Raw genomic sequence first — 22,499 nt, 5'->3', positions numbered from 1 at the left:
CTATCCTCCTTATGACGAGCAGCTTTCGCAGGACTCGACCTCAAGGGCCTTGCTGCGGACATAGTAAATGGTCTTGACGCCGGCCCTCCACGCCTCCAAATACAGTCTGAGCACCTGACGCATGGAATAGTCGTTGGTGATATAGAGATTCATGCTCTGCGCCTGGTCAATATGTCTCTGGCGAAGGCCCGCGGCGCGTACCGACCAGCTTTGGTCGATTAGATGCGCTGCCTTATAGTACCACCATGTGTCCATAGAAAGCTCCGGAGCAACGCGGGGCAGCATGCTGCCCTTTTTTTCCTCTAAAAAGAATTTCTTCATAATTGGATCTATGCCCGCCGACGTGCCGGAGAGGATAGATGTGCTGGAGGTCGGTGCGACCGCCAGCAGATAGGCGTTGCGCATTCCCTGCACCGCCACCGTTTTCGCAAGCGCCCGCCACTTTTCGGAGGTATAACCCCGCTTTTCAAAATACGCGCCCGTCTGCCAGTCGCTGCCTTCAAAGAGCGCGTAACGACCCTTTTCCCGTGCCAGAGCTGTGTCCGCCTTGACAGCGGCGTAGTTGATGAGCTCGAACACTGCGTCGGTGAAGGCAAGGTGCTCATCGCTCTCCCAGTGGATGCCGCGCTTTGCCAGCATGTGGTGGTAGCCGCTGACGCCCAGGCCGATGCTGCGGTACTTCTGATTGGTAAGCCGCGCGTATTCCAACGGGTAGAAGTTGAGGTCGATCACATTATCCAGTGCGCGGATGGCCGTTTCCACCGTGCGTTCCATATAGGCCTCGTCCTCCACCGGCAGATTACCGAGAGACAGACTCGCCAGATTGCAGACCACAAACTCACCTGGGCGTGTGGCCGTCACCACAATTGTGTCGCCGTTCTCCGTGTGCACCTCAGTGCTGATGTGCTCGATGGGTGCCATGTTCTGCGCGATCTCCGTACAGAGATTGGAGCAATAGATCATTCCCGTGTGGCCGTTTGGGTTCATATGATTTACACTGTCGCGATTGAAAGCGAAGGGTGTGCCGGTCTCCACTGCCGAGCGAAGCACCAGCCGCACGATGTCCTTGACGGTGACGCTGCGCTTTTCGATGCGCGGGTCATTGACGCAGTCCAGATACCGCTTCTCCCATTCTGTACCCCAGTAATCCTCCAGTGCGTAGCCCTTGACCGTGAGGATCTCATGCGGACACATGAGATGCCACGGCGCGTCTATGTTCTCCTCCGCCAGTCGCCAGAAGAGATCCGGATAGCACACGGCGGGAAACACATCATGTGCCTTCATGCGGTCGTCGCCGTTGTTGGTGCGCAGTTGAAGGAATTCCGGCAGATCCCGGTGCCATGCGTCTAAGTAAACCGCCACAGCGCCCTGCCGCATCCCCAACTGATCCACCGCCACGGCGGTGTCGTTGACCAGCCGGATCCAGCGGATAACACCGCCCGCCGCCCCTTGAAAGCCGCGGATGGTGCTGCCTGCAGCGCGCACCTTACCGAAGTACATCCCCATTCCACCGCCGAATTTAGAGACCTTTGCGAAGTTGTCCAGAGAGCGGTAGATGCCGTCCAGACTGTCCGGCACAGTGTCCACAAAGCAGCTTGAAAGCTGATGGTAGGGCTTTCGTGCGTTGGACATGGTAGGTGTCGCCATTGTGACCTCCATACGGCTGAGCATATCGTAAAAGCGTTTTACCCACCCCATGCGGTCAGAGCCTTCGTTCATAGCAAGATGCAGCGCGATACCCAAAAACATCTCCTGCGGTGTTTCCAGCGGCACGCGGCTGCGTGACTGGATCACATAGCGTTTGAGCAGCAGGTCAAGGCCGGAGTAGGTGAACAGCTCGTCCCGTTCCGGGCAGAGAAAGTCCTCCGCCATGGCAATCTCCTCGTGGGTATAGTGGGCAAGGATATAGTCACCGTAGAGTCCCTTATCCGTCAGATAGCGAAGCTTGCCATAGAGGTCGCAGACGCCGCGCCCCTCCCATTCCTGTGCGTTGCGACAGCGAAAGGAGTGGTTCAGAAGCCGTGCCGCGATGAACTCCCACTTGGGTGCCTCTGCCGTAGTCAGCTCTACCGCCGCCTTGGTCAGTGCCTCAGCCCGCTCATCCTCCGTCATGCCCAGGCGACAGAAACTCTCAAACTTCATTTGAAGCGCCGCGAGGGAGTAGACTTCCTCGGTAAAATCCATCTGGATGCGGCGCAGCACCTCGTCAAGCGAGTCATCCCCCACCGTCCGCGCGATGGTATGCCGGACACGGCGCAGCGCAGACCGCTTTTCGCGGTAGAGGATGTACGCCTTGGCCACCTCATAGTGTCCGCGCTCCATGAGCGTTCGCTCCACCTCGTCCTGCACACGTTCTACGGTGAGCGGCACTGTGACGGAGAGATTGTTGAGAACGGTGGCGAGGATCTCATCCATCTCTCTGCTCCCGATCTCCTTGCCCTGTCCGTCAAACGCCTTTTTCATGGCGTTGAAAATTTTCTCCTGTTGAAAGGGAACAGACTCCCCATTTCGTTTTCTGATCTCCATTTCGATCCTCTCATCTTCTCCGGTCACTTCTCATGTCCTTTTTGGAAAAGAGCGGGCAAGCGCAGTATCACGCTTGCCCGCTCTTTTTTTGAAAGCCGGTTTTTCTGCAGCCGACGCGGCGGGGCTGTTTGTTGTCTGTTGTCTTGGTTTTGGCTTTCCTGCCAGTTACTTCATAGATTCCAGAATGGCGTCCGCCAGTGCTTCCAGCTCAGTGCGCTTGTCCGTGCCCATGGACGAGGCGAGGCTGAGCCGCTCGTTGAGCACCGTCATGTTCTTAAGCTCATTGTTGACGAATTTCTGCATGAGGTCACCGGACTTCACCGCCCATGAGCCGTTTTCAATGATGGCAAAGGTGCGGTTTTGCAGATTCAGTGCCTTCATATCCATGAGGAAGTCATGCATGGCAGGGTAGATGCCGAGGTTGTAGGTCACAGAGGCCAGGACAATGTGACTGTACTTAAACGCCTCGGAGATCAGCTGGGAGACATGAGTGGAGGACACATCGTACATCGCCACCTTGCTCATGCCCTTATCGCAGAGCGACGTCGCCAGCGCCTGCGCCGCGTTCTCCGTGTTGCCGTACATAGAGGCGTAGACGATGAGCACGCCCTGGGTCTCAGGGGCATAGCGGCTCCATGTGTCGTACTTTTCAATGAACCAGCCCAGATCCTTGCGCCACACGGGGCCGTGGAGCGGGCAGATGTACTTGATCTGATCCAAAACGCCGCCGGCCTTTTTCAGCAGGAGCTGGATGTGGGGGCCGTACTTGCCCACGATGTTGGTGAGGTAGCGGCGGGCGTCGTCCAGCCAGTCCCGCTCGAAGTCCACCTCGTCGGCGAACAGCTTGCCGTCCAGCGCGCCGAAGGTGCCGAAGGCGTCGGCGGAAAAGAGGACGCCGTCGGTGACGTCGAGGGTCACCATGGCCTCCGGCCAGTGAACCATAGGCGCTCCCACAAAGGTGACGGTGTGCTTGCCGAAGGAGAAGGTGTCGCCCTCCTTCACCTCGATGCACTCATGTCCGTCCACATGGAAGCCGAACTGCCGCATGAGCATGAATGCCTTCTCATTGGAGATCAGTTTCACCTTGGGATGGCGTAGCAGGATCTCCTCGATGCAGGCGGCGTGATCCGGCTCCAGATGGTTGACCAGCAGGTAGTCCAGCTCGCGGCCATCCAGCACATACGCCAGATTTTCCAAAAGCTGGCGGCAGGCAGACCAGTCCACCGTGTCAAAGAGCACCGTCTTTTCATCCAGCAGGCAGTAGGCGTTGTAGCTTACGCCCCGGGGAATGGGAAAGCAGTTTTCAAACAGGGCCAGGCGATGGTCGTTGGCGCCCACCCAGTAGAGGTCGTTCGTTACTTTACGCACGCAATACATCTTATCTTGCCTCCTTCACGGCCTCAAGCCTTTACAAATTGATCCTTCGTCTCCGCGCACTCGGGACACACCCACTCGGCGGGAAGCTGCTCAAAGAGCGTACCGGGCGCGATCTCGCCGTCCTCGTCGCCCAACTCCGGCACATACTCGTAGCCGCAGCCGCTGCAGACGTAGCGGTCGCCGATGGGGGCGGGCTTCGGCGGCGTGGGCCGCTTCATCTTTACCATGGGCGGCGCGGGCAGCTTTTCGCCGCTATCCAGCGCGGCAGTGAGCAGGGGCAGGATCTCCTCCACATCGCCCACGATGCCGTAGTCGCAGTTCTTGAAGATAGGCGCGTTACCGTTCTTATTGATGGCCACGATGGTGGAGGCGTCCTTGATGCCCTTAAGGTGCTGGGATGCGCCGGAGATGCCGCAGGCGATGTACAGATTGCCGGTGAACTTCTGACCGGACATACCCACATAGCGGTTCAGCGGCAGATATTTGAGAGTCTCCGCCACAGGGCGGGAAGAACCGATGGCCGCGCCGGCGGCCTTGGCCAGCGACTCTACCAGTTTCATGTTCTTTTTCTCCCCGATGCCCTTGCCCGCGGAGACCACCCGTTCCGCCTGCGGGATGGGCGTATCCATAGGGATGCCCACGGAGAAGTCGTGACCATCCTTCTTCAGCGCCGCCACAAGGTCGGCCACCTGCTGGGCAGCATCCCCCTCCCGGAAGATGGTCTTTTTGCGAATGCCGGTGATGGGCGCGGGTTTCTTGGCCGCCGAACGGCTCTCGCCGCCGGAGCTCTTGCCCAGCCTGCCCAACAGATGAGAGGCGATGACCACCCGCTGGATCTCGTTAGTGCCCTCGTAGAGGGTGGTGATCTTGGCGTCGCGGTAGGCCCGTTCCACCTCCATGCCCTTGAGGTAGCCGCTGCCGCCGTGGATCTGCAAGGCATCGTTGGTGACCTCCAGCGCGATGTCCGAGGCGTACATCTTCGCCATGGCGGACTCCATGCCGTAAGGCGCGTGCTGCTCCTTCAGCTCCGCCGCGGAGTAGATGAGGAACCGAGCGCAGCGCAGCTTGGTTGCCATATCTGCCAGCTTGAAGGCGATGCTCTGCTGGGCCGCGATGGGCTTGCCGAACTGGACGCGCTCCTTGGAATAGCTCAACGCGTGCTCAAACGCGCCCTGGGCGATGCCCAGCGCCTGCGCGGCGATGCCGATGCGTCCGCCGTCCAGCGTGGACATGGCAATCTTGAAGCCCTCGCCCTCCTTGCCCAATAGGTTTTCCTTGGGAACCTTCACGTTGTTGAAGATCAGCTCCGCCGTGGAGGAGGAGCGAATACCCATCTTGTCATAGTGGTCGCCGAACTCAAAGCCCTTCCAGCCCTTCTCCACGATGAAAGCGGAGATGCCCCGGGTGCCGATGTCCGGCGTGGTGACGGCGAAAACCACATAGGTGTCCGCCTTAGGGGCGTTGGTAATGAAGATCTTGCCGCCGTTGAGGAGGTAGTAGTCCCCCTTATCCAGCGCCGTGGTCTCCGTGCCGCCGGCGTCGGATCCGGCGTTGGTCTCCGTAAGGCCGAAGGCGCCGATCTTCTCGCCCTTGGCCAGCGGAACCAGATATTTCTTCTTCTGCTCCTCGGTGCCATAGGCGAAAATGGGCCATGAGCCGAGGGAGACGTGGGCGGAGAGGATTACGCCCGTGCCGCCGTCCACACGGGCCAGCTCCTCCACCGCGATGGCGTAGCTCAGAGCATCAAGACCGGCACCGCCGTACTCCTTGGGGTAGGGAATGCCCATCCAGCCCAGCTTACCCAGCTTCTTGACAGCCTCCTCGGGAAACTCATTGTTCTGATCCATTAAAAATGCGAGGGGCTTGATCTCCTCCTCCGCAAAACTCCGGATCTTCGCGCGCAGCTCTTCGTGCGCCGACGTGGTTTGAAACAGCATACGGGTACCTCCTTTTAAAATTTTACAGCTTGCTTGTATCTTGGGGATCGAATCCGCCGGTCAGCAGCCTGCGCAGGCTCACGGCACGGAACGCCTCGTCCTGCTTTTGCTGCAAGGCCGCCAGCTGACAGTGGATGGTGCACCGCCCATGCTTGTCCTGCCAGCGGCATTCATATCCCGGCTCCATGCAGGCGCACAGGATGCCTCGCTCCCCCACGACCCCCATGAGATCGTAGAGGGAGGTCGCGTCCAGATCGCAGGACAGCTCGCAGCCGCCGAGAGCGCCGCGGCTCACCCGCACCAAATTGCCGGCGGAGAGTTTGCGCAGAATCTGGTAGGCAAACTGATTGGGGATCAATTCCGTTTCCGACATCTCGGCCACCGAATGCTTCTCCCCGTCCAGCAGCACCCGCAAAATGCGCAGCGCGTAGTCCGTCTCTTTGGTGATGATCATGCTCCACATCCTCTTTTCGCTTGCTTGTTAATACCATCATATCAATCTTGATAAAATTTGTCAAGATAATTTCAAAAAAAAATATCGCTTTAATACAGACCGCCCCAGCCCGGGTCAGCTTCGCTTTCCATTCAGCGAAAAGCCATGTTCCTTACAATTATAGAAGCCGAAAAAGCTGTGCCGTGGCAGTCCGCCGAAAGCAGAAAAGACTATGCCTGAAAACCAGAAAGCGGAGAAATTGGTTGGGGCTCGCAGGGGTCGCCCATCCAAGGCGGATGAGGCGGTCCCTGGCAAGCCTAAGCTATCCAACCGAAACAAGCAATAAAGTGCGTGCTTTTCATTTTATTCATGCCGATCATTCTTGGGAGACAGTAGAAAAATTTCCATTGTTATTGACATGATGTGCGTTACAGAGTAAAGTATTCATCAAGACTGATTCGCAATAAAGTATATCATGGTCGTTCCGTGATCGAGGTCGTTATGATAAAAGGAAATGTAAAAATAGATCGCAAAAATCTCATCAGCATCCTGCAAAGCTGCCTTGTGCTGATTTTGGTGATCCTTGTCGCTCTGATGATGGTCGAGATCGGCAACCTGAAGGGCACGGCCCGCGTCATCAATTATGCCGGTCTGGTGCGCGGAGCCACGCAGCGGGCGGTAAAGCTGGAGATCACAGGCACCCGAAACGATGAGTTGATCGCGTATTTAGACGATATTTTAAGCGATCTGACATCCGGGAATGGGCACTACGAATTGGTAAAGCTCAAGGACGCGGCCTATCAGGAAAGGCTGGACATCCAGCGTGCCTACTGGGAGCGGCTCAAGGCGGAGGTCGCGGCGGCCAGACAGCGTGGATATGAGAACACCCAAATCGTTGCCATGAGCGAGACCTATTTTGAAATGGCGGACGAAACGGTGTCTGCCGCGGAACATTATTCAGAAAAGATCGCCATGAAGATCCGCACTATTGAGATCCTCTCGGCACTGGATATGCTGTGCCTGGTGATCCTGATCATGCTCCAGACCGCCATGGCACTGAAAATGGCCCGGAAAAACCAACTGCTGGAGCAGAAGGCATACATCGACATCCATACCGGCCTGCCCAACAAAGGCTCCTGCGAGGAGCTTCTCAACAACAGGGAAATTCTCCGGGAGCCTACGGCCTGCGTCATATTTGACCTGAACAATCTAAAAACCGTCAACGATACGAGGGGTCATTCGGCGGGTGACCAACTGATCCTGAGCTTTGCCCGGCTTTTACGCCGGGTGATCCCGGAAAAGCATTTCGTGGGCAGATACGGCGGCGATGAATTTATGGCGGTCATTTACCATACGGACCGGCAGGAGGTGGAGGGCATACTGGACAGTCTGCGCAGGGAAGCCGATGCTGCAAACCGTGACAGCAATCAGCTTCCTCTCAGCTACGCCTACGGTTGGGCGATCTCCACCGATTATGAAGGCTGCGTCATGCAAATGCTGCTGAACAAGGCCGACTATTGCATGTACGAAAATAAGCGAGCCTACTACGCCACCCACGACCGGAGAGCGCCCAGGTCATAAGGCTCTTTTCAAACGAAAAACAGCAAGAACGAATTCGTCGCCACTATTGCGAAAAAAGCCTGGCCTGACGAAGAAAGGACAGGGAGGCGGCACTGAACGTCCACGTCGCAGTTGTGATGGAGGAACTGAAGGCTGGTGGCAGCGTGCAGTTCATCAGCTTCGTTAGCTTTGAGGTGAAGGGGTGCGCTGCCCGATCTGCCGGTTCGATGGTTTGCTGTACAGGAAACTCACCAGCAGGTACTTTACGATGAACGCTGGGGCGAGGGGCGGACGACTATCTTCTTTGCTGCACAACTGCACCATTTTCTCATACACGGACGGTAGATCCAGCACTGCCTCACATTTCCGGAGGATGGTCTCCTGCTGCATTAGATACTCGATTAATCCGCCAAGCTGATCTGGCCATTGCTGTAACGATACATAGCTGCCCTCCAGGTACAAGGTTTTTGCTGGATTTTTTCCAGTTCTCTTGCTCCAATTATACCACAGATTGGCCTCTATAGATTGAAATATAAGGCTTTTTCTTTTATTCAGTGCATATTAAGTTAGGATGTGCAGTAGATGCTCCATTTTAGCGTTTATCTGGAGATTGCCAAAGGATAAATAGAAGCAGTATTATGATGAGCAGCTTGCCGCAGAAAAACAGCGCACCGAGCGGGTGACCAAGCGCATTTTGACCGAGGAAGAAATGTCGGCTCTGTCCGATCGGCTGATGCAGGTCACCAAGGGCATGACCATCACGGTGCGGTACTTCAAGGAGGATACCGCCCACCCGGAGATTCCCGCAGTGGGCAACTACGTCACCCTGACTGGCAAGGCAGACCGCATCGACCCGGTGTTCCGCACCTTGCAGGTGGGCGAAACCGTAGTGCCCTTTGAAGATCTGGTTGAGATCAGTGGGGAAAGCATCATGGAGATTGACCAATATCTCGGCATTACAGAGGATTAAGCACAAAAAAGGCCACCAGTCGAAAAAACGGCTGGTGGTCTTGCCTACTTATGATGTATCGTCGGTAACTGCTTGACTTTGTTTCTGACTTTTTTGCGTTCCAGTGAGAACACCATATCTGGAGTACGTTCAAAAAATCCTATATCACGCCGCCAGCTTGTGCCGCATTTGCAGTGGAACAGACCAATGAACTGCTGCTTCATTTTACGTCCGCAGTTCGGACAGATTCGCTTGCTGGCTTCCATAAAAATTTACTGGAGTTTGGCAACAATTTCATCAGCGGACATACCGCTGGCAAGCAGCTTCTTCAGCACATCTTCTGCTTCGCTCTTCTTTGCTTCTTCCATTGCCTTTGCTTCGGCGGCAGCTTTTTTGTTTTCGGCTTTGGTAAGTTCCTTGGTGACGGCTTTCAATTCTGCTTTCTTGGCTTTCATCTGCGTTTTCAGATCATCGAGATTTGCAGTCAGCGTAGCAACCTCAGATTCAATTTTTTCCTTTTCAGCGGTCTTTTCTGCAACGACGGCTGCATAATCAACGCTGGCCTTTACAGTACGAGCCTTATTCTTGCTTCCCTTGGGTCTTGCCATAATAATTTCCTCCCATAAAGTGAAATAATTTGATACTTACAAGTATATTTCCAAATAGTCAGAATTGCAATAGGTAACATGAGCCGTTTTCAACTGCTACTGTGCCACATCAGAAGGTAGGGCTTCATAATGGCAAGATACTTATCGCGTGCAGAACTTTCGTGCATATGCTTCTTGAGAATCCATCTAGTGAATACCGACACCCTCCATGATCTTTTCTATCCAATTTGTGGAAGAATCATTTTTCTCACTAAATGACCCCAAATAATGTGACGAACTCTCAACCTCTATTATTACACCATCCGGCATTCTGTATTTTTCTAAACTGAGATTCAAACCTTTAAGTGGGATTGTTCTAGCCAGTTGAGGGATAGAAACTGTATGGAGAATATCAATTTTTGATAAACCTCTATACGTTTCTGTCTTTTCGGCTTCACTTAGCAACCGTTCTGCATACTGATTTGAAATAACCTGTATGCGAAATTGTTCTTTTTCATCCTCGGTCATCTCAAGTGGAACGCCGTGCAATGTGTCTACAATATAGGACGAAATTTTAGCGAAGTGCTCGTCAAAATCAGTGGTATTCAAATTTTCTTCCTGATTCACTTCACTCTGCATGTACGGTCACCTCACTTTCCTTTTTTTTAGGCATAAACCAATAAAATATAACACAAAATGCTAAAGCAAACACAACACCAAAAACATTTTGACTCACTCTAAGACTAACCGCTCCTTGTAGTCCATATGTCTCTGCAGCAATGGCTAAAGCACCAAATGTGTTAAATACTGCCTGCCAGCCATATTGTGCTGAAAATCCTACACCGATTCCACCAAGAATTCCTATATATGCATAGATTGACGAAGGAAGCAGAAAATATAATACTGTAAAACATATAACACCTGCAATATTTCCGGCAATCCTTTTACGGACTCTGTAGTGCATATCTTCCATAGACGGCAAAATCACGGACATGGCCGCAATACCAGCCCACATTGCACGTGGCATATTACAAAGTTCTGCAATGCAAAGGACAATCGGTACGCATAAAATCTGACATAGCTGCCATTTTGTTCTGGAAGAAGTGATATCAAATTCTTGTATCAGATCTTTCAGATTTCTTTTATAAGTTCTGTTTTTATGATTTCGATAAAATACGAAGCAGGTAAGTGCTGCACCTAAAGCCATTCCGACTAATCGCATCTGATAGCTTTTTCCCGTAACATCATAACCATATAGCAGCAGATACCCAAGAACCAATGTAGATTGATTAAACATGGATGGATTATGGCATCCGAACAGAATCAACACAGCCAGTGCCGCAATATTTAACAGCATTCCCAATACCGGTGAAAACTGATTTGCTAAATGCGGACATACAGTCATAATTACAAAGAACAAAGCCAAAAGCATCGTAGATTGTCCGGTGTGGATCCCCAGATCCGCATTCCTAAACACCATGAGACATAATAAGACTACTACACCTACAATGCTGTTCTCATTTCCAAATAGGATGCTGAAAATACTAACAAAGAAAAAACAAAATGCCATTGTAGCAGCTATCTTCACCAGATATACCCACATATGATATAGTTTTTCTTTTAGTGTTTCACTCTTTTTCAACAGGTTTTTAGAACCTGCCTGATTTAACTGCAACTCCTGATAAAATGTCATATAAATCCTCCCATCTTCTAATTTATCTTAAAACTAGATAATCTCATCTTTCTGCTTTGGCAGCTCTATAACAAATCTGCATCCACCATATTCACGGTTTTCTGCTTTGATTGTTCCTCCGGCACTATCTACAATCCGTTTTACAAGTGCAAGACCTAGGCCATTTCCTTCTGCTTTATGAGATCCATCTACCTGATAGAACTTGTCAAATATTCTGGATTTTACATCATCCTCTATTCCTGGTCCTTCATCTTCCAGAATGAACTTAACAGAATCCTGTTCTTGTTTCAGAAACATCGTAATTGTCCCCTTTGAAGGGCTGAACTTAATCGCATTATCTAAAAGATTTATCCAGATATGCATAAAAAGTCCTTCATTCGCAGTATATTTAACTTCCTCCAATTCTACCTGAAAACCAATTTCTTTTTCTGTCCATTTTGTTTCCAATGAAAGAACTGCCTGGCGGATCTGTTCATCCAGACGATATTCTGTTTTTTTCATTGGTATATTCTGATTCTCTAACTTGGATAACAGCAAAATATTACCAACCAATCCGGAAAGTCTTTGGGTGTTAAATAAGATTTTTTCTACATATTCCTCTTGATCCGGAGACAGTTCTTCTCCCTGAAGCAGCATTGTATATCCTTCAATGGCATTAATCGGGGTCTTAAACTCATGAGAAACATCAGATACAAAATCCATCTGCAGCACCTCTGTTGCACGAAGTTCTTTTGTCATAACGTTAAAACTTTGATAAGATTCTCCAACTTCTGCTATACGGCTGTTCGTTTCCAAATGCTGTTCAAAATCTCCCCGAGAAACTTCCTTCATTGCTTTACTAAGTCTTGTAATTGGTTCCAGTAACTTTGCATTAATAAAGGAAGTGATCAGCCCTGCAATCAATGTATTGAAAATCAAAAGCCAGCCAAGCACAGGTATGCTGCCCGGCAGATTAAAAAAATGATTCAAAAAAGCAAATAATAACGCAGATATGACTGTTGAAAATACAAGTGCCAGCCAGATTGCACCAGTCAGACAGGATCGGATCCGCAATCCTTTTTCTTTCTTTTGTTCCACTATTTTTTCACCACCTTGTATCCAATTCCACGCATTGTTACGATTTCAAAATCAGGGTTATCTTTCAAACGCTCCCTGATTCTTCCTATATGTACCTCTATCGTATGTGGGTCTGCCTCCGTCTCGTATCCCCATACTTCATCCATCAACTGTTGTTTTGTAAATATTCTGTCTGGCGAAGCTGCAAGCTTATATAAAAGCAGGAATTCTTTTTTAGGCAAAACAAGACTTTCCTTATCAGTTGTAACCGTCATTGCATCATAATCAAACTCTGTTGAACCGATCACAATTTTGTGTTCATTCAGTATCTGTGCACGGCGAAGCAGTGCTCCGACTCTTAAAACCATTTCATTCACATTTACCGGTTTTACCATATAATCGTCACTTCCCGAAAGAAATCCCTGGCGCATATCATCAAAGGAACCTTTCGCAGTGATCATAAGTACAGGTATCTGATATCCAGCTGAACGGAGTTCCGACACCAGTTCATAACCATCCATAACCGGCATCATAATATCAGAAATGATCAGATCAATATATTCCTTAACCAATACTTCTAATGCCTGTGCTCCATCCGATGCACTTTTGACTTGATATCCATTCTTCTCAAGCACTTTTTGGAATAGCTGGCTTAATTCTTTATCATCTTCTACAATCAATATTTGAAACACGTTTTCCTTCCTCCTTATTAAAACAGATACCTTGCCCATCCAAGCAGATGCTGTACCAAAAATATTTTTCTCTGACGTTTCTTTGTTAATTCGATTGGCTCTACATGATATGGATCACGATAGGTTCCATCTTCCAATACCTGGCGGGACACTCTTTCATAGTCCATCATGCCCTCTTCCAACTGTTTATTAATATCTTTACTGCGAATTACAAGCATCAGTTCCGTATCCAGATATGCACTTCTCATGTCCATATTAAAGGAACCGATTACAGACAGATCATCGTCAATCAGAATACTTTTTCCGTGGTATGAATAACCGCCTTCATATTCCCAGATATTAATTCCTGTACTTAAGATTCTATTTCTGTTTTTCGCATAATCGGCAGCCCCAAATGGATTCCCATTATTCGCAACTGAATTTGTCATGATAGAAAAATCTGAAACGTTCTCTGCAATCTCCTCCCATGTATTATACATCATATCATTACAGATAATATATGGCGTGTGGATCTTCACACGATTTTTTGCATTTTTCATCAATTCTCCCAACTGATACCACACTACTGGTTCTTTGGAACCTGTGTGAATAGGATTTGACACTAATGCAATCTTTTCTGTCTCAAAAGTTTCGTCCGTGTAATCGGTATCGCAGATTCTTTCCTTATTCTCTTCAAAATATTTCTGATAGCCGTTCTTCAGCTCTAAAACTGCGTTCTTTACAGATTTTCTATTTGCCAGTTTTTTATTGTCATGAAAATAATCACTGTCTTCTTGTTCCCATATCGTTTCAAAATACTCTAACAACTGGTTAACTGAATTTTCTTTCTCAGGTTCATCGCAAACCACTAACACGTCTCTGTCATAGTTCTTATGTCCCGGAAAATCACCCAGGAAATAATTGTATGTATTTCTTCCCCCAAGAATATATCTCTTTCCATCTGCAATCAAATATTTATCATGCATTCTACCCATTATTTTCCACGGTTTCAACGGATTGGCCTTATTATACAGTTTAATTTCAACATTCTCATGGGAAGATAATCCATAGAAATACGGATTTCCTTCCATATCAATCCAGCTCTCCATTCCATCTACTAACAGACGAATATGTACACCTCTGTCTGCCGCATCATGCAGTGCTCCTAAGATCAATTTTCCACTTTCATCGGATTGAAATGCAAAAGTAGAAAGAATAATTTCCTTTTTTGCATTCTTGATCAAACGCACTCTTTGTAAAAGCGCTTCTGGATTCTTTTCTATGATTACTGCCCGTTCTGTATTTTCACTGCATTCGTTCCATGACCCATTTTTTGTTTCTTTTTTGGTTGTATTGGACACTTCCGGCTGCTTTTTATATGCAACGCAGATTCCGAGCAATTCATAAAAAGCCACACATAAAAAAATTGCCAGTATAACAAGAAGGATTTTACATATTTTATGCTTTTTCATTGTACATCACTTGATTCCTTTTTATTTCTTATTCTTATTCATTAGCAATACAATACAATAGAAAACTCAATTTAACCTCAACAAGGTTTGTTTTTTCATCCATGCAAAATCTTCTTTGTACAACAGACTGTTAGATATAGCAAAAACGGCCTTTCAAAAACAGTTAACTTCTAAATCAACTGTTTTTTGAAAGGTCGTATCATCAGATTCTTATAGCAATCCAGCAAATAATCTCATAAATAATTGTCCCAGTCGCAAATATGCACTTCGTCCGGTTTGATATTGGTCTGTCACATCACGACATTCTCCCATCGTTCTTATCAGATCATTTTTTATTTCCACAACTGCCTGACAATCTGCCATAAAACAGCCGTTTTCAAAATGGTGATATAAACTTCGATAATCCAAATTAATTGTTCCACAAGTTGCCATACAGTCATCTGCCACACTCATTTTTGCATGACAGAAACCAGGAGTCCACTCATAAACACGAACACCATGTTTAACTAATCCATGATAAAAAGAACGAGTTACACTATAAATGAATTTTTTATCAGGGATACCAGGTGTGATAATTCTTACGTCTACCCCTCGCTTAGCAGCCAGACATAACGCATGCGTCATTTCATCTGTTATGATTAGATATGGAGTCATAAACCAACAATATTTTTCAGCTTTATTTATCATACTGATATAAACTTCTTCTCCGACCTGCTCATTATCCATAGGACTGTCTGCATAAGGCTGAACAAAACCTGTTTGCTGTGCTTTATAATCGTAATGAATAATGTATTTACTAAAATCAGTATCATTCGTAGCTTTTTCACTAACAGCATTCCACATTTCTAAAAATGTCACTGTAAGCGACTGAACAGCATCTCCTTCTAAACGAATACCTGTATCTTTCCACTGTCCATACGGGTGTGTGTAATTAAAATATTCGTTTGCTAGATTATATCCACCTGTAAATCCGACTTTTCCATCAATAACTGTTATTTTTCTATGATCACGATTGTTCAAAAACAGATTTAAACCTGGCATAAACGGATTGAATACACGGCAATGAATTCCTATTGTCTCCATTTTTTTCACAAAATCTGTGTTAATAAAGCCTATAGAACCCATGTCATCGTAGAATACTCTAACTTCCACACCTGCTTTTACTCGCTCTTCCAGAACATCTTGAATCTTATGCCATGCTTCAGCGTCTTCTATCGCATGATATTCCATAAAGATAAACTTTTGTGCTTTCTCCAAATCCTTAAGCTGTGCCTCTAATCCTTTCACTGCTTCATCAAAATACACAATATCCGTATTCTGATAGATTGGATACTGCGAATTTCTTTGTATGTAACTTGCTATATTTCCTGCTTTCGGAATTGTTTCTTTTATTCTGCTCAAACACTCCTGACTGTCCGGAAGCATTGGTAACAATTTGCTATCAATTTCTGCATACCGCTCACGCATTTTATGTGTGCCACCATTCAAACCAATCAACAAATACAGGCCTACACCCATAATTGGGAAAATTAGAATTAAGATGACCCAAGGCATTTTCATAGAGGATGTCTTATTTGATGCGTACAATCCCAAAACCAAGATCCCACTCAAAATCCTTGTAAATAAATTTATGACTTCTGCATATTCATTCAAGCGTGTTACGATAGTAATAATAAAAATCACTTCCAGAAGAATGCAGATTATGGAAAAACACAGCCGTTTTACCCCATTTTTTGTTTTTGCTTTGCCCTCTAAAGTATCTTGTTTCATATATATTCCGCCTTCCTACTTGCTCAGTTTTCTCCCTAAATTTCGTGGAACATACCAATTTTGTCTTTTATTCTCTGCATTTCATTACACCGGACTGGATAAGTTTGGTGCGGATGTCCTCATACAGTGAAATAATTTGATACTTACAAGTATATTCCAAATAGTCAGAATTGCAATAGGTAACCTGAGCTGTTTTCAACTGCCAAGGCAAATCTTATTCGGTATGCCCGAAGATCGTCGCAAATGTATTCCTTCAATGGTAACAATCATGGAGATTACTGTTTATCTGGAGATTACCAAAGGATAAATAGAAGCAGTATTAAAGCCGTTCACCACGCAGATTTTCCAGCGTGGCGAACGGCTTTTTTGCTGCCCCTATATTTACAGGTAGGAGGAATCGAAGAAGTCTTTTAATGTAATTCCCAAACCCTGACAAATTCTTTCAATCGTCTCTACGCTTAACTGCCCTCCTCGACGGGCAGTACTTTGGATTGTGGAATACGATATTCCGCATTTCTTTGCCAACACACACAGATTCATATCACGCTCTTGCATCAAATCCTGAACACGTTTGATCGTATCCACGAAAATCCCTCCCATCTTTTTAGTTCAAAACTTTTCCAACGATCTCAAATCTTTGCTCTGGAGATATAAGGATTGGCGAATATTTGGTGTTAAGAGAAACCAAAACCGGTTGGTTATGCACCACGCCATAGCTGTCGGTAAGGAGCTCTGCTTGGGACTTGTCTGGGGTATGTTCATCGTATTTTTTCAGATATCCGCAGTCATCATATACGAATATCCCAATATCTCCGCATTCAAGTTCTTCGCAGCGCTTTACCCATACGATTTGTCCGCTATGATAACGTGGTTCCATACTATCACCGCTAACGTATATCCCGAACTCGGCACCAGCCGGAACACTACTGGCAGGCACTTGTATCTGCTGGAACATTTCACCCTCAAGAAAAGCTCCTAGACCTGCCGATACTGGCAGCTCTGACACAGGCATCATTATGTAGTCGATTTCCGCAGGCTCTTCTGTGTCTGGCTGGTAGCGCCGAGATGCAATCAAGTCCATTTCGTACTCAGCGACCTTTTTTTGCCCGATGGCATTTAGAAGGGCGGGTTTCTGAAAGGTCTTTGTAAAGTAGGAAGGTCCTTCCTTGATGTTCAATGCGTGGCAGATTGCAACCAGTTGGTAGATGCTGGGAGTGGTGTATCCTTTTTCCCATTTGCTGATTCCCTTGTCACTGACATCGACGCCATAGTGGCGGAGAAGTTCGGAGAAAGTTACAAGTGAATAACCATTCCTTTTTCGTACAGCTGCGAGAATCAGACCAACCTCATTACTATCCCTTGCGGCGACTGCATCATAGCACACCGTAGATGGGGCTATGTGCATTTTGGTGAGCGCAGTTTTCTTTTTCATAGCAAGAACACTCCTTTGTGATCCGGTAGCTCTATTATAGTATAGAAAACATAAGAAATCAACAAGAAATCTCCAAAATAGCGACAAATGCGTAATTGACATCTCCATAAAGTGGGTGTACAATCGAATCAAATCCACAAATAACAGCTTTTTGGTGTTAATTTCGGACCGAAATCGTGTATATTTGGCGTTTTTGAGAGGTGATAATATGAGAAAAGAAAATGTAAGATGCCCGATGTGCGGAACCATGAACTATGATGTAGATCTTGATGCAACCGACGGCTGGACAAAATGCCGTCTGTGCAAAGCAGTAACCTGCTCTATGGATGAGTGGAAAAAGCATACAGTGTCCGTTCCTCTGTTAAACGAAAAACAGCTCGTGGCACGCAGTATGATTCGCAAGTAATGCACGCTGCATTCTGATAAATCTGCAAAAAGGAGGAATTCTGATGTGTGGTGATTACAACCTTCGCCGTGAGAAAAGATACGTCGAAGTGGATGTTCGTTTTACTCCTGACGGCAAGATCCGTCCTCTTGCCATAAACTATGACAAGACTCGCACTTATGGAATTGATCGTGTCTTGGCAGTCAAGCACGGTACATCACGTTTTGGCGTGAAAGGGCATTGCTTCACCTGCCTGATTTGCGGGCAGAAGCGGAATCTTTGGCTTGAAAAGGGCAAGTGGTTCGTGGAAGCCTACTGTGCCACATCAGAAGGTAGGGCTTCATAATGGCAAGATACTTATCGCGTGCAGAACTTTCGTGCATAGCAGGCAAATATATTGAAATGTACTATGCACTCTTCGGAATAAGCAAAAATGACCCCGCTCCTATTAACCCAGAGCAGTTTGCAAATTCTGTTCTTGGACTGAACCTGAAGATGTTGCCGCTGTGTAGCGATGGTCACATCCTTGGATTAACGGTTTTCCAGAGATGTAGCTTCACAGCAACCCTTGAGGACGGAACAAAGCTTGTTGAAGTATTTATGCCGAGGGATATCGTAATCGATTCTGCTCTTGCGGCAGACAGATGCACTGGATGCCGGAATTTCACAATAGCGCACGAAGCAGCACATCAGATTTTGGCTGATCTGTTTCCGAACGACTACGGAAAAGCAGTCAAGTGCCGTGGGCACATTGCCTATCGGGAGAGAAACGGAAAGCCCTCGTGGGAAGAATGGCAGGCGGATACCCTTGCAGCAGAGCTGCTGATGCCAACATTTCTGATCAATGCCGAAATAGAACGTGTAGCGTTGACTCTGCCAAATGGGATTCTGTACAAATCAGTGTCTGACCCTAACTATGAAAAAATTCTGGAGATGGCTCGACGGATTGGGGTTTCTTGGTCTGCAATCAGGATCAGACTGCAGCAGATGCAGGTTATAAAAGGCAAACCCATCCACTGCCATCCATTGGACATCATGCGATTTGGAGAATGAATATGATTCAGTTAAAGAACCGTCCCTTTGCCGGTAAAGCACCGACTACTACACAGCAGGCAGAATTTAGCATAGGCTGGAGATTTTGCCCTGTTTGTGGAAATAAGTTATACCAAAAAATCGAGGGGTGTTCAGGTATACTACAAGTGAAGTGCAATAGATGCAAAGAAACCCTGAGACTTGATCTGGCATTTAGATGCCGGTGATTTTCCAGTCATTTTAACAAATACGGGTGCATTGCACCCTGAATATGGACTGTTCGCTCCGAGCAACGGGCCATTGCCGCAAGGCAATGTATGAAACGTGCTCCAAATAGCCGGGCAACAGCTGATTGAGAGATTTTCTTTGAAGATTCCTCAGTTGGTTGTTGTCCGGCTATTTTTTTAGCCTTCAGGAAGCCTGCTCCCGTAAAAAGGAGCAGGCTTTATGTTTGTCCATTTTTCGTGGATGCCCCAAGCGGCTAGATATCCGTAGCAACTCCGAGTTTTCGACTTCTCACGCTTTATCGAAAATTTGGAGGTCACACATGAGTTTTGATCCGAATGCTATTGGTAACCGTATTTTTACTTTGCGTACAAATGCGAAGTTATCGCAGGAAAAACTTGCTGAAAAACTTGGTGTTTCCCATCGACACCTCGGCGATCTTGAAAGGGGAAGCTCCAATGGCTCTGTAAAAATCCTGATCGATATTGCAGAATACTTCCATGTCAGTATGGATTATCTTCTTTTGGGCCGAGATCCTTCTAGGGATCAGTTTCAAAATGAACTGCAAGCCGCTATAGATCATCTTGAAAAAATCAAAGGTCTTTTATAATCACTTCAACAAGAAACGCTCCTGCCAGTTTTACACCGGCAAGAGCGTTTCTTGTGTTATTCAAAAATATCGGCAAGGGTAATCAGCTGTACTTCTCCGCGTTCCTGTGCCTGAAGTAGTCCGTCCGTAAATCCGCCTTTCGAGAAAATGTAGTAGTGGTAGTTTGTTCCTTTCCCAAAGACTGCTGCATATTCCCGAATCAGTTCCAGTTCGTCCAAACCGATTTTTTCATTACGGTATTCTCATATCGTTTATTTAACTTCCGAAGTTCCTCATCGCGGCAGTAAAATCGGCTCATTTTGTTCCCTCCCCAAAGTGTATTTATCGAATTTATATACTCGTAAGTTAGTTTCTTACGAGTATAATACTTCATTTCTTACATAAAGTCAGGAAATATATTTTTGACGGCTCATCGAGAAACAGGAACGATACTTCCTATTTTCCTCAAAAATTGTGAACTCTGAGTTCCTGTTCATTTCGTTCCGCATCGGTTACAATACAGCCATAGCTTCGGCAAGCGTTCAAAGCAGCCCTCAAGCTATCCCGCCCCTTGAAAATTGAACACGCATTCTTCAGTCACGTTCCTGTGATGATGAGCCACGTCCGTAACAAATGCGATGATCTCCCACTGAGGGAATGAGCGGTAGGTTGACGGTAAATGGATGACAGCTTCTCCATAGCTAAGAGCCATCACAGAATAATGATACTTCTGCCTTCGGGCAGCTCGGTGAGAACCACGGAGAGGTGAGAACCCTATGGATTCGGTACGCTGCCGGACGGCTGAAAGATTTCCCACACGAAAACAGGGTTTTCGGTTTCCGGGGATGTCGGGGACAAATACGGAAAGGTATAGAACTATAAATCACAGCAATTTGCTGTTTGAGATAGTAGGGTGGGCTGTGCGAGCAGCCCACTGTTACATATACGGATAGAAAGGAGAAATCCAAATTGGCCACACGAGGTAAAAAAGAGAAAGAGTATCCGCCTATGCCCGCAAACTGGATGTACAAGCGCGGGGATGTCTACATGATGGATCTGAATCCTTACAGCGGTTCCGAGCAAGGCGGCATCCGACCTGCCATTGTTGTCCAAAACGATGACGGTAATTTTTATTCCAATGTTCTTCTGGTCGTTCCACTGACAACACAGATCAAAAAGCGAAATATGCCAACGCATTTTATTCTGCACAATCGTTTTTTGAGTGCGCCATCTATGGCGATTTGCGAAAGCCCGCGCCCCGCAGATAAATCCAGAGTGTTAAGCTACCTTGGGCACCTGTCCAAATATGAAATGCGGCAAGTGTCAGTGTGTCTGCAATACAGCTTTGGGTTCATTGGATACAAGTCATTCCGAAAATACCTTACGGCTCCTCCGCAGGAGGATGTTCTCGCCGCTGCAAAAGAGCTGCTCTCCCAGCAGTTTCAGAATCTTCGGGTGCTGAACAGTCAGCCCCCTGCTCTCGCCAAGCACACAAAAGGCGATTTACATAGCATTGAGCAGATATCGGAAAGGATGCTCTCCACCCCGACGGAATCTTCTGTTGAGTTCATGGTTGCAGAACTGGATGATGCGCTTCAATCGCTTATGTTCCGCTGGAATACCTGTTATGAACGGTATTCCACTTTCCGCTTATCCGATAACGAAAAGAAGAAAATCGGTTCGATTATCCAATCAGGAATTGATTTTCTGCAAAAAAAGAAGGAGGTTCCTTTATGATGAACGCAGTGGTAAAACCTTACCATGAAATGTGCCTGAACAGCAGTGAGCTGATCGTGCCGCGCGACACTTATCAGCGTGCTCTTCACCCCGCTCGTGTTGCCCGCATCGCAAAAGAATTTGACGAGCGGGTTGCCAATGAGCCGAAGATCAGCTTCCGGGATGGTCACTACTATGTGATGGACGGACAGAACACCATCGCTGCCCGGAAATTTCTGAACGGCGGCGAAGATTTGCAGATTCGCTGCAAGGTCTACTTTAACATGACCGAGCAGGAAGAAGCCCTCCTATTTGCACAGCAGACAGGCATTTCGGAACGGCTGAGTGCAGGGCAGAAGCTCCGTGCCCTGATTTTTGCAGGGGAGCCTGCTGCCGTTGCATTCCAGCAGGCCACCGAATTGGCTGGCGTTCATCTTTCTTTTGAAGAAGGCCGGGGCAAGCAGCGGATCAGCTGCATCGCAACCGCCTATCACGAATTCATCCGGCTTGGTCCTGAACTGTATATCGAATCCCTTGATGTTTTGCTGAATGCGTGGGACGGAGAACCTGATTCCATGAGTTCTGCAAATCTGCTCGGCATCTGCCGCTTTGTAGAACTGTACCACTCCGAATACAGTAAAAGCCGTCTGATTGCCAAACTGCGGCAGGTCGATGCATTCACGATTTTTCGCCTTGCACGAACCGCAGGCGTAAGCCTTCCCGGCAAGACGAAGTCCCTTCAGCAGGTCTATACTATTTATAATGGTGGCAGCCGCCGGGCTGCATTGCCGCTCAAGTTTTAACTTTAAGTATATTTAACGAGGTATTATCCAATGATTATCCATGAAGAACCTTCGCCCAACTCGGTTTCCTCCCCTGTTTCCACAGCAAAGGACAGCCGCTGCTATACCGTAGAAGACCTGATGGAAATGCTGCTCCTGAGCCGTCCCACTGTCTACCGTCTACTGAAGCAGAACGAATTCCGCTGGTTCAAGGTAAGCGGCGCTTACCGTATTTTCAAAGCCAGCTTTGATGCATGGCTCAATGATGGCACTGTTGAACGCAATCCTGCTGTTTGACATCCTCAAC

22 protein-coding genes and 1 pseudogene are annotated in these 22,499 nt (G+C 47.5%); 9 read left to right on the top strand and 14 right to left on the bottom strand.

The window, feature by feature from the left end:
• Nucleotides 1-9: 9 nt before the first annotated feature.
• The 4 genes from ACKXF7_RS07480 to ACKXF7_RS07465 form a co-directional block, all read right to left on the bottom strand.
• Nucleotides 10-2,526: a ribonucleoside-diphosphate reductase subunit alpha gene (locus ACKXF7_RS07480; RefSeq protein ID WP_181573339.1), complete on the bottom strand. Its 2,517-nt coding sequence runs from the start codon at nt 2,524-2,526 to the stop codon at nt 10-12.
• Nucleotides 2,527-2,691: 165 nt separating this feature from the next.
• Nucleotides 2,692-3,903: an FprA family A-type flavoprotein gene (locus ACKXF7_RS07475; protein ID WP_005946385.1), complete on the bottom strand. Its 1,212-nt coding sequence runs from the start codon at nt 3,901-3,903 to the stop codon at nt 2,692-2,694.
• Nucleotides 3,904-3,926: 23 nt separating this feature from the next.
• Nucleotides 3,927-5,840, bottom strand: coding sequence for an acyl-CoA dehydrogenase family protein (locus ACKXF7_RS07470; protein WP_005946387.1), 1,914 nt, complete (start codon nt 5,838-5,840; stop codon nt 3,927-3,929).
• A 22-nt stretch (nt 5,841-5,862) separates the two neighbouring features.
• A complete protein-coding gene (locus ACKXF7_RS07465; protein WP_348585049.1) occupies nt 5,863-6,294 on the bottom strand; it encodes an RrF2 family transcriptional regulator in 432 nt (143 codons plus the stop codon).
• A gap of 480 nt (nt 6,295-6,774) precedes the next feature.
• On the opposite strand from ACKXF7_RS07465, the gene ACKXF7_RS07460 reads away from it, so the two are divergent.
• From ACKXF7_RS07460 to ACKXF7_RS07450, 3 genes and pseudogenes are all read left to right on the top strand, one after another.
• Nucleotides 6,775-7,854 (top strand): GGDEF domain-containing protein, encoded by a 1,080-nt coding sequence (locus tag ACKXF7_RS07460; RefSeq protein WP_348585048.1) that lies wholly within the window; start codon nt 6,775-6,777, stop codon nt 7,852-7,854.
• 83 nt (nt 7,855-7,937) lie between these two features.
• Nucleotides 7,938-8,105: pseudogene (locus ACKXF7_RS07455) on the top strand (hypothetical protein); the annotation flags it as partial.
• A 407-nt stretch (nt 8,106-8,512) separates the two neighbouring features.
• Nucleotides 8,513-8,803: a hypothetical protein gene (locus ACKXF7_RS07450; RefSeq protein ID WP_423742583.1), complete on the top strand. Its 291-nt coding sequence runs from the start codon at nt 8,513-8,515 to the stop codon at nt 8,801-8,803.
• Nucleotides 8,804-9,054: 251 nt separating this feature from the next.
• Here the strand turns inward: ACKXF7_RS07450 and ACKXF7_RS07445 are convergent, their stop codons facing one another.
• From ACKXF7_RS07445 to ACKXF7_RS07405, 9 genes are all read right to left on the bottom strand, one after another.
• Nucleotides 9,055-9,390: a hypothetical protein gene (locus ACKXF7_RS07445; RefSeq protein ID WP_112122108.1), complete on the bottom strand. Its 336-nt coding sequence runs from the start codon at nt 9,388-9,390 to the stop codon at nt 9,055-9,057.
• A gap of 186 nt (nt 9,391-9,576) precedes the next feature.
• Nucleotides 9,577-10,008, bottom strand: a complete 432-nt coding sequence (locus ACKXF7_RS07440; protein ID WP_005921183.1) for a hypothetical protein — start codon at nt 10,006-10,008, stop codon at nt 9,577-9,579.
• A complete protein-coding gene (locus tag ACKXF7_RS07435; RefSeq protein WP_215673934.1) occupies nt 9,998-11,062 on the bottom strand; it encodes an FUSC family protein in 1,065 nt (354 codons plus the stop codon). The genes ACKXF7_RS07440 and ACKXF7_RS07435 overlap by 11 nt, the downstream gene beginning before the upstream one ends.
• Nucleotides 11,063-11,095: 33 nt before the next feature.
• The gene (locus ACKXF7_RS07430) at nt 11,096-12,139 is read right to left on the bottom strand and encodes a HAMP domain-containing sensor histidine kinase (RefSeq protein WP_005929825.1); all 1,044 of its coding nucleotides are present in this window, start codon (nt 12,137-12,139) and stop codon (nt 11,096-11,098) included.
• Nucleotides 12,139-12,849 (bottom strand): response regulator transcription factor, encoded by a 711-nt coding sequence (locus ACKXF7_RS07425; RefSeq protein WP_097782385.1) that lies wholly within the window; start codon nt 12,847-12,849, stop codon nt 12,139-12,141. Before ACKXF7_RS07425 ends, ACKXF7_RS07430 begins: the two co-directional genes overlap by 1 nt.
• Entirely contained in the window at nt 12,828-14,261 is a 1,434-nt protein-coding gene (locus tag ACKXF7_RS07420; protein WP_423742582.1) for a phospholipase D family protein, read from the bottom strand. The genes ACKXF7_RS07425 and ACKXF7_RS07420 overlap by 22 nt, the downstream gene beginning before the upstream one ends.
• Nucleotides 14,262-14,471: 210 nt before the next feature.
• On the bottom strand, nt 14,472-16,031 hold the full coding sequence (cls, locus tag ACKXF7_RS07415) for a cardiolipin synthase (protein WP_113992749.1): 1,560 nt from the start codon (nt 16,029-16,031) through the stop codon (nt 14,472-14,474).
• A gap of 381 nt (nt 16,032-16,412) precedes the next feature.
• A complete protein-coding gene (locus ACKXF7_RS07410; protein ID WP_423742580.1) occupies nt 16,413-16,616 on the bottom strand; it encodes a helix-turn-helix domain-containing protein in 204 nt (67 codons plus the stop codon).
• 19 nt (nt 16,617-16,635) lie between these two features.
• Nucleotides 16,636-17,463, bottom strand: a complete 828-nt coding sequence (locus tag ACKXF7_RS07405) for an XRE family transcriptional regulator (protein ID WP_423742579.1) — start codon at nt 17,461-17,463, stop codon at nt 16,636-16,638.
• Between the two features lie 449 nt (nt 17,464-17,912).
• Here ACKXF7_RS07405 and ACKXF7_RS07400 point away from each other — a divergent pair, with 449 nt between their 5' ends.
• From ACKXF7_RS07400 to ACKXF7_RS07390, 3 genes are all read left to right on the top strand, one after another.
• A complete protein-coding gene (locus ACKXF7_RS07400) occupies nt 17,913-18,194 on the top strand; it encodes a hypothetical protein (protein ID WP_005928337.1) in 282 nt (93 codons plus the stop codon).
• On the top strand, nt 18,194-18,901 hold the full coding sequence (locus tag ACKXF7_RS07395; protein ID WP_181573319.1) for an ImmA/IrrE family metallo-endopeptidase: 708 nt from the start codon (nt 18,194-18,196) through the stop codon (nt 18,899-18,901). Before ACKXF7_RS07400 ends, ACKXF7_RS07395 begins: the two co-directional genes overlap by 1 nt.
• 526 nt (nt 18,902-19,427) lie before the next feature.
• Nucleotides 19,428-19,715 (top strand): helix-turn-helix domain-containing protein, encoded by a 288-nt coding sequence (locus tag ACKXF7_RS07390; protein ID WP_005928332.1) that lies wholly within the window; start codon nt 19,428-19,430, stop codon nt 19,713-19,715.
• Between the two features lie 56 nt (nt 19,716-19,771).
• Here ACKXF7_RS07390 and ACKXF7_RS07385 read toward each other — a convergent pair whose 3' ends face one another.
• On the bottom strand, nt 19,772-19,933 hold the full coding sequence (locus ACKXF7_RS07385) for a hypothetical protein (RefSeq protein ID WP_005928329.1): 162 nt from the start codon (nt 19,931-19,933) through the stop codon (nt 19,772-19,774).
• A 730-nt stretch (nt 19,934-20,663) separates the two neighbouring features.
• On the opposite strand from ACKXF7_RS07385, the gene ACKXF7_RS07380 reads away from it, so the two are divergent.
• Genes ACKXF7_RS07380 through ACKXF7_RS07370 form a run of 3 tightly spaced genes read left to right on the top strand, consistent with a single transcriptional unit; the run spans nt 20,664 to nt 22,489 of the window.
• Nucleotides 20,664-21,431 carry a type II toxin-antitoxin system PemK/MazF family toxin gene (locus ACKXF7_RS07380; RefSeq protein WP_349190187.1) on the top strand — a complete coding sequence of 256 codons (768 nt, stop codon included), beginning with the start codon at nt 20,664-20,666 and terminating at the stop codon, nt 21,429-21,431.
• A complete protein-coding gene (locus ACKXF7_RS07375) occupies nt 21,428-22,213 on the top strand; it encodes a DUF6551 family protein (RefSeq protein ID WP_423742578.1) in 786 nt (261 codons plus the stop codon). Before ACKXF7_RS07380 ends, ACKXF7_RS07375 begins: the two co-directional genes overlap by 4 nt.
• Nucleotides 22,214-22,243: 30 nt before the next feature.
• Entirely contained in the window at nt 22,244-22,489 is a 246-nt protein-coding gene (locus ACKXF7_RS07370) for a helix-turn-helix domain-containing protein (protein WP_423742577.1), read from the top strand.
• The last annotated feature ends 10 nt before the right edge of the window (nt 22,490-22,499 follow it).

Origin of the sequence: Faecalibacterium sp. 7, from assembly GCF_049562865.1 — a bacterium.
Taxonomy (GTDB): Bacteria; Bacillota; Clostridia; order Oscillospirales; family Ruminococcaceae; genus Faecalibacterium; species Faecalibacterium wellingii.
Note: the sequence above shows the minus strand (reverse complement) of the source record. Positions and strands in the feature narration are given on the sequence as shown.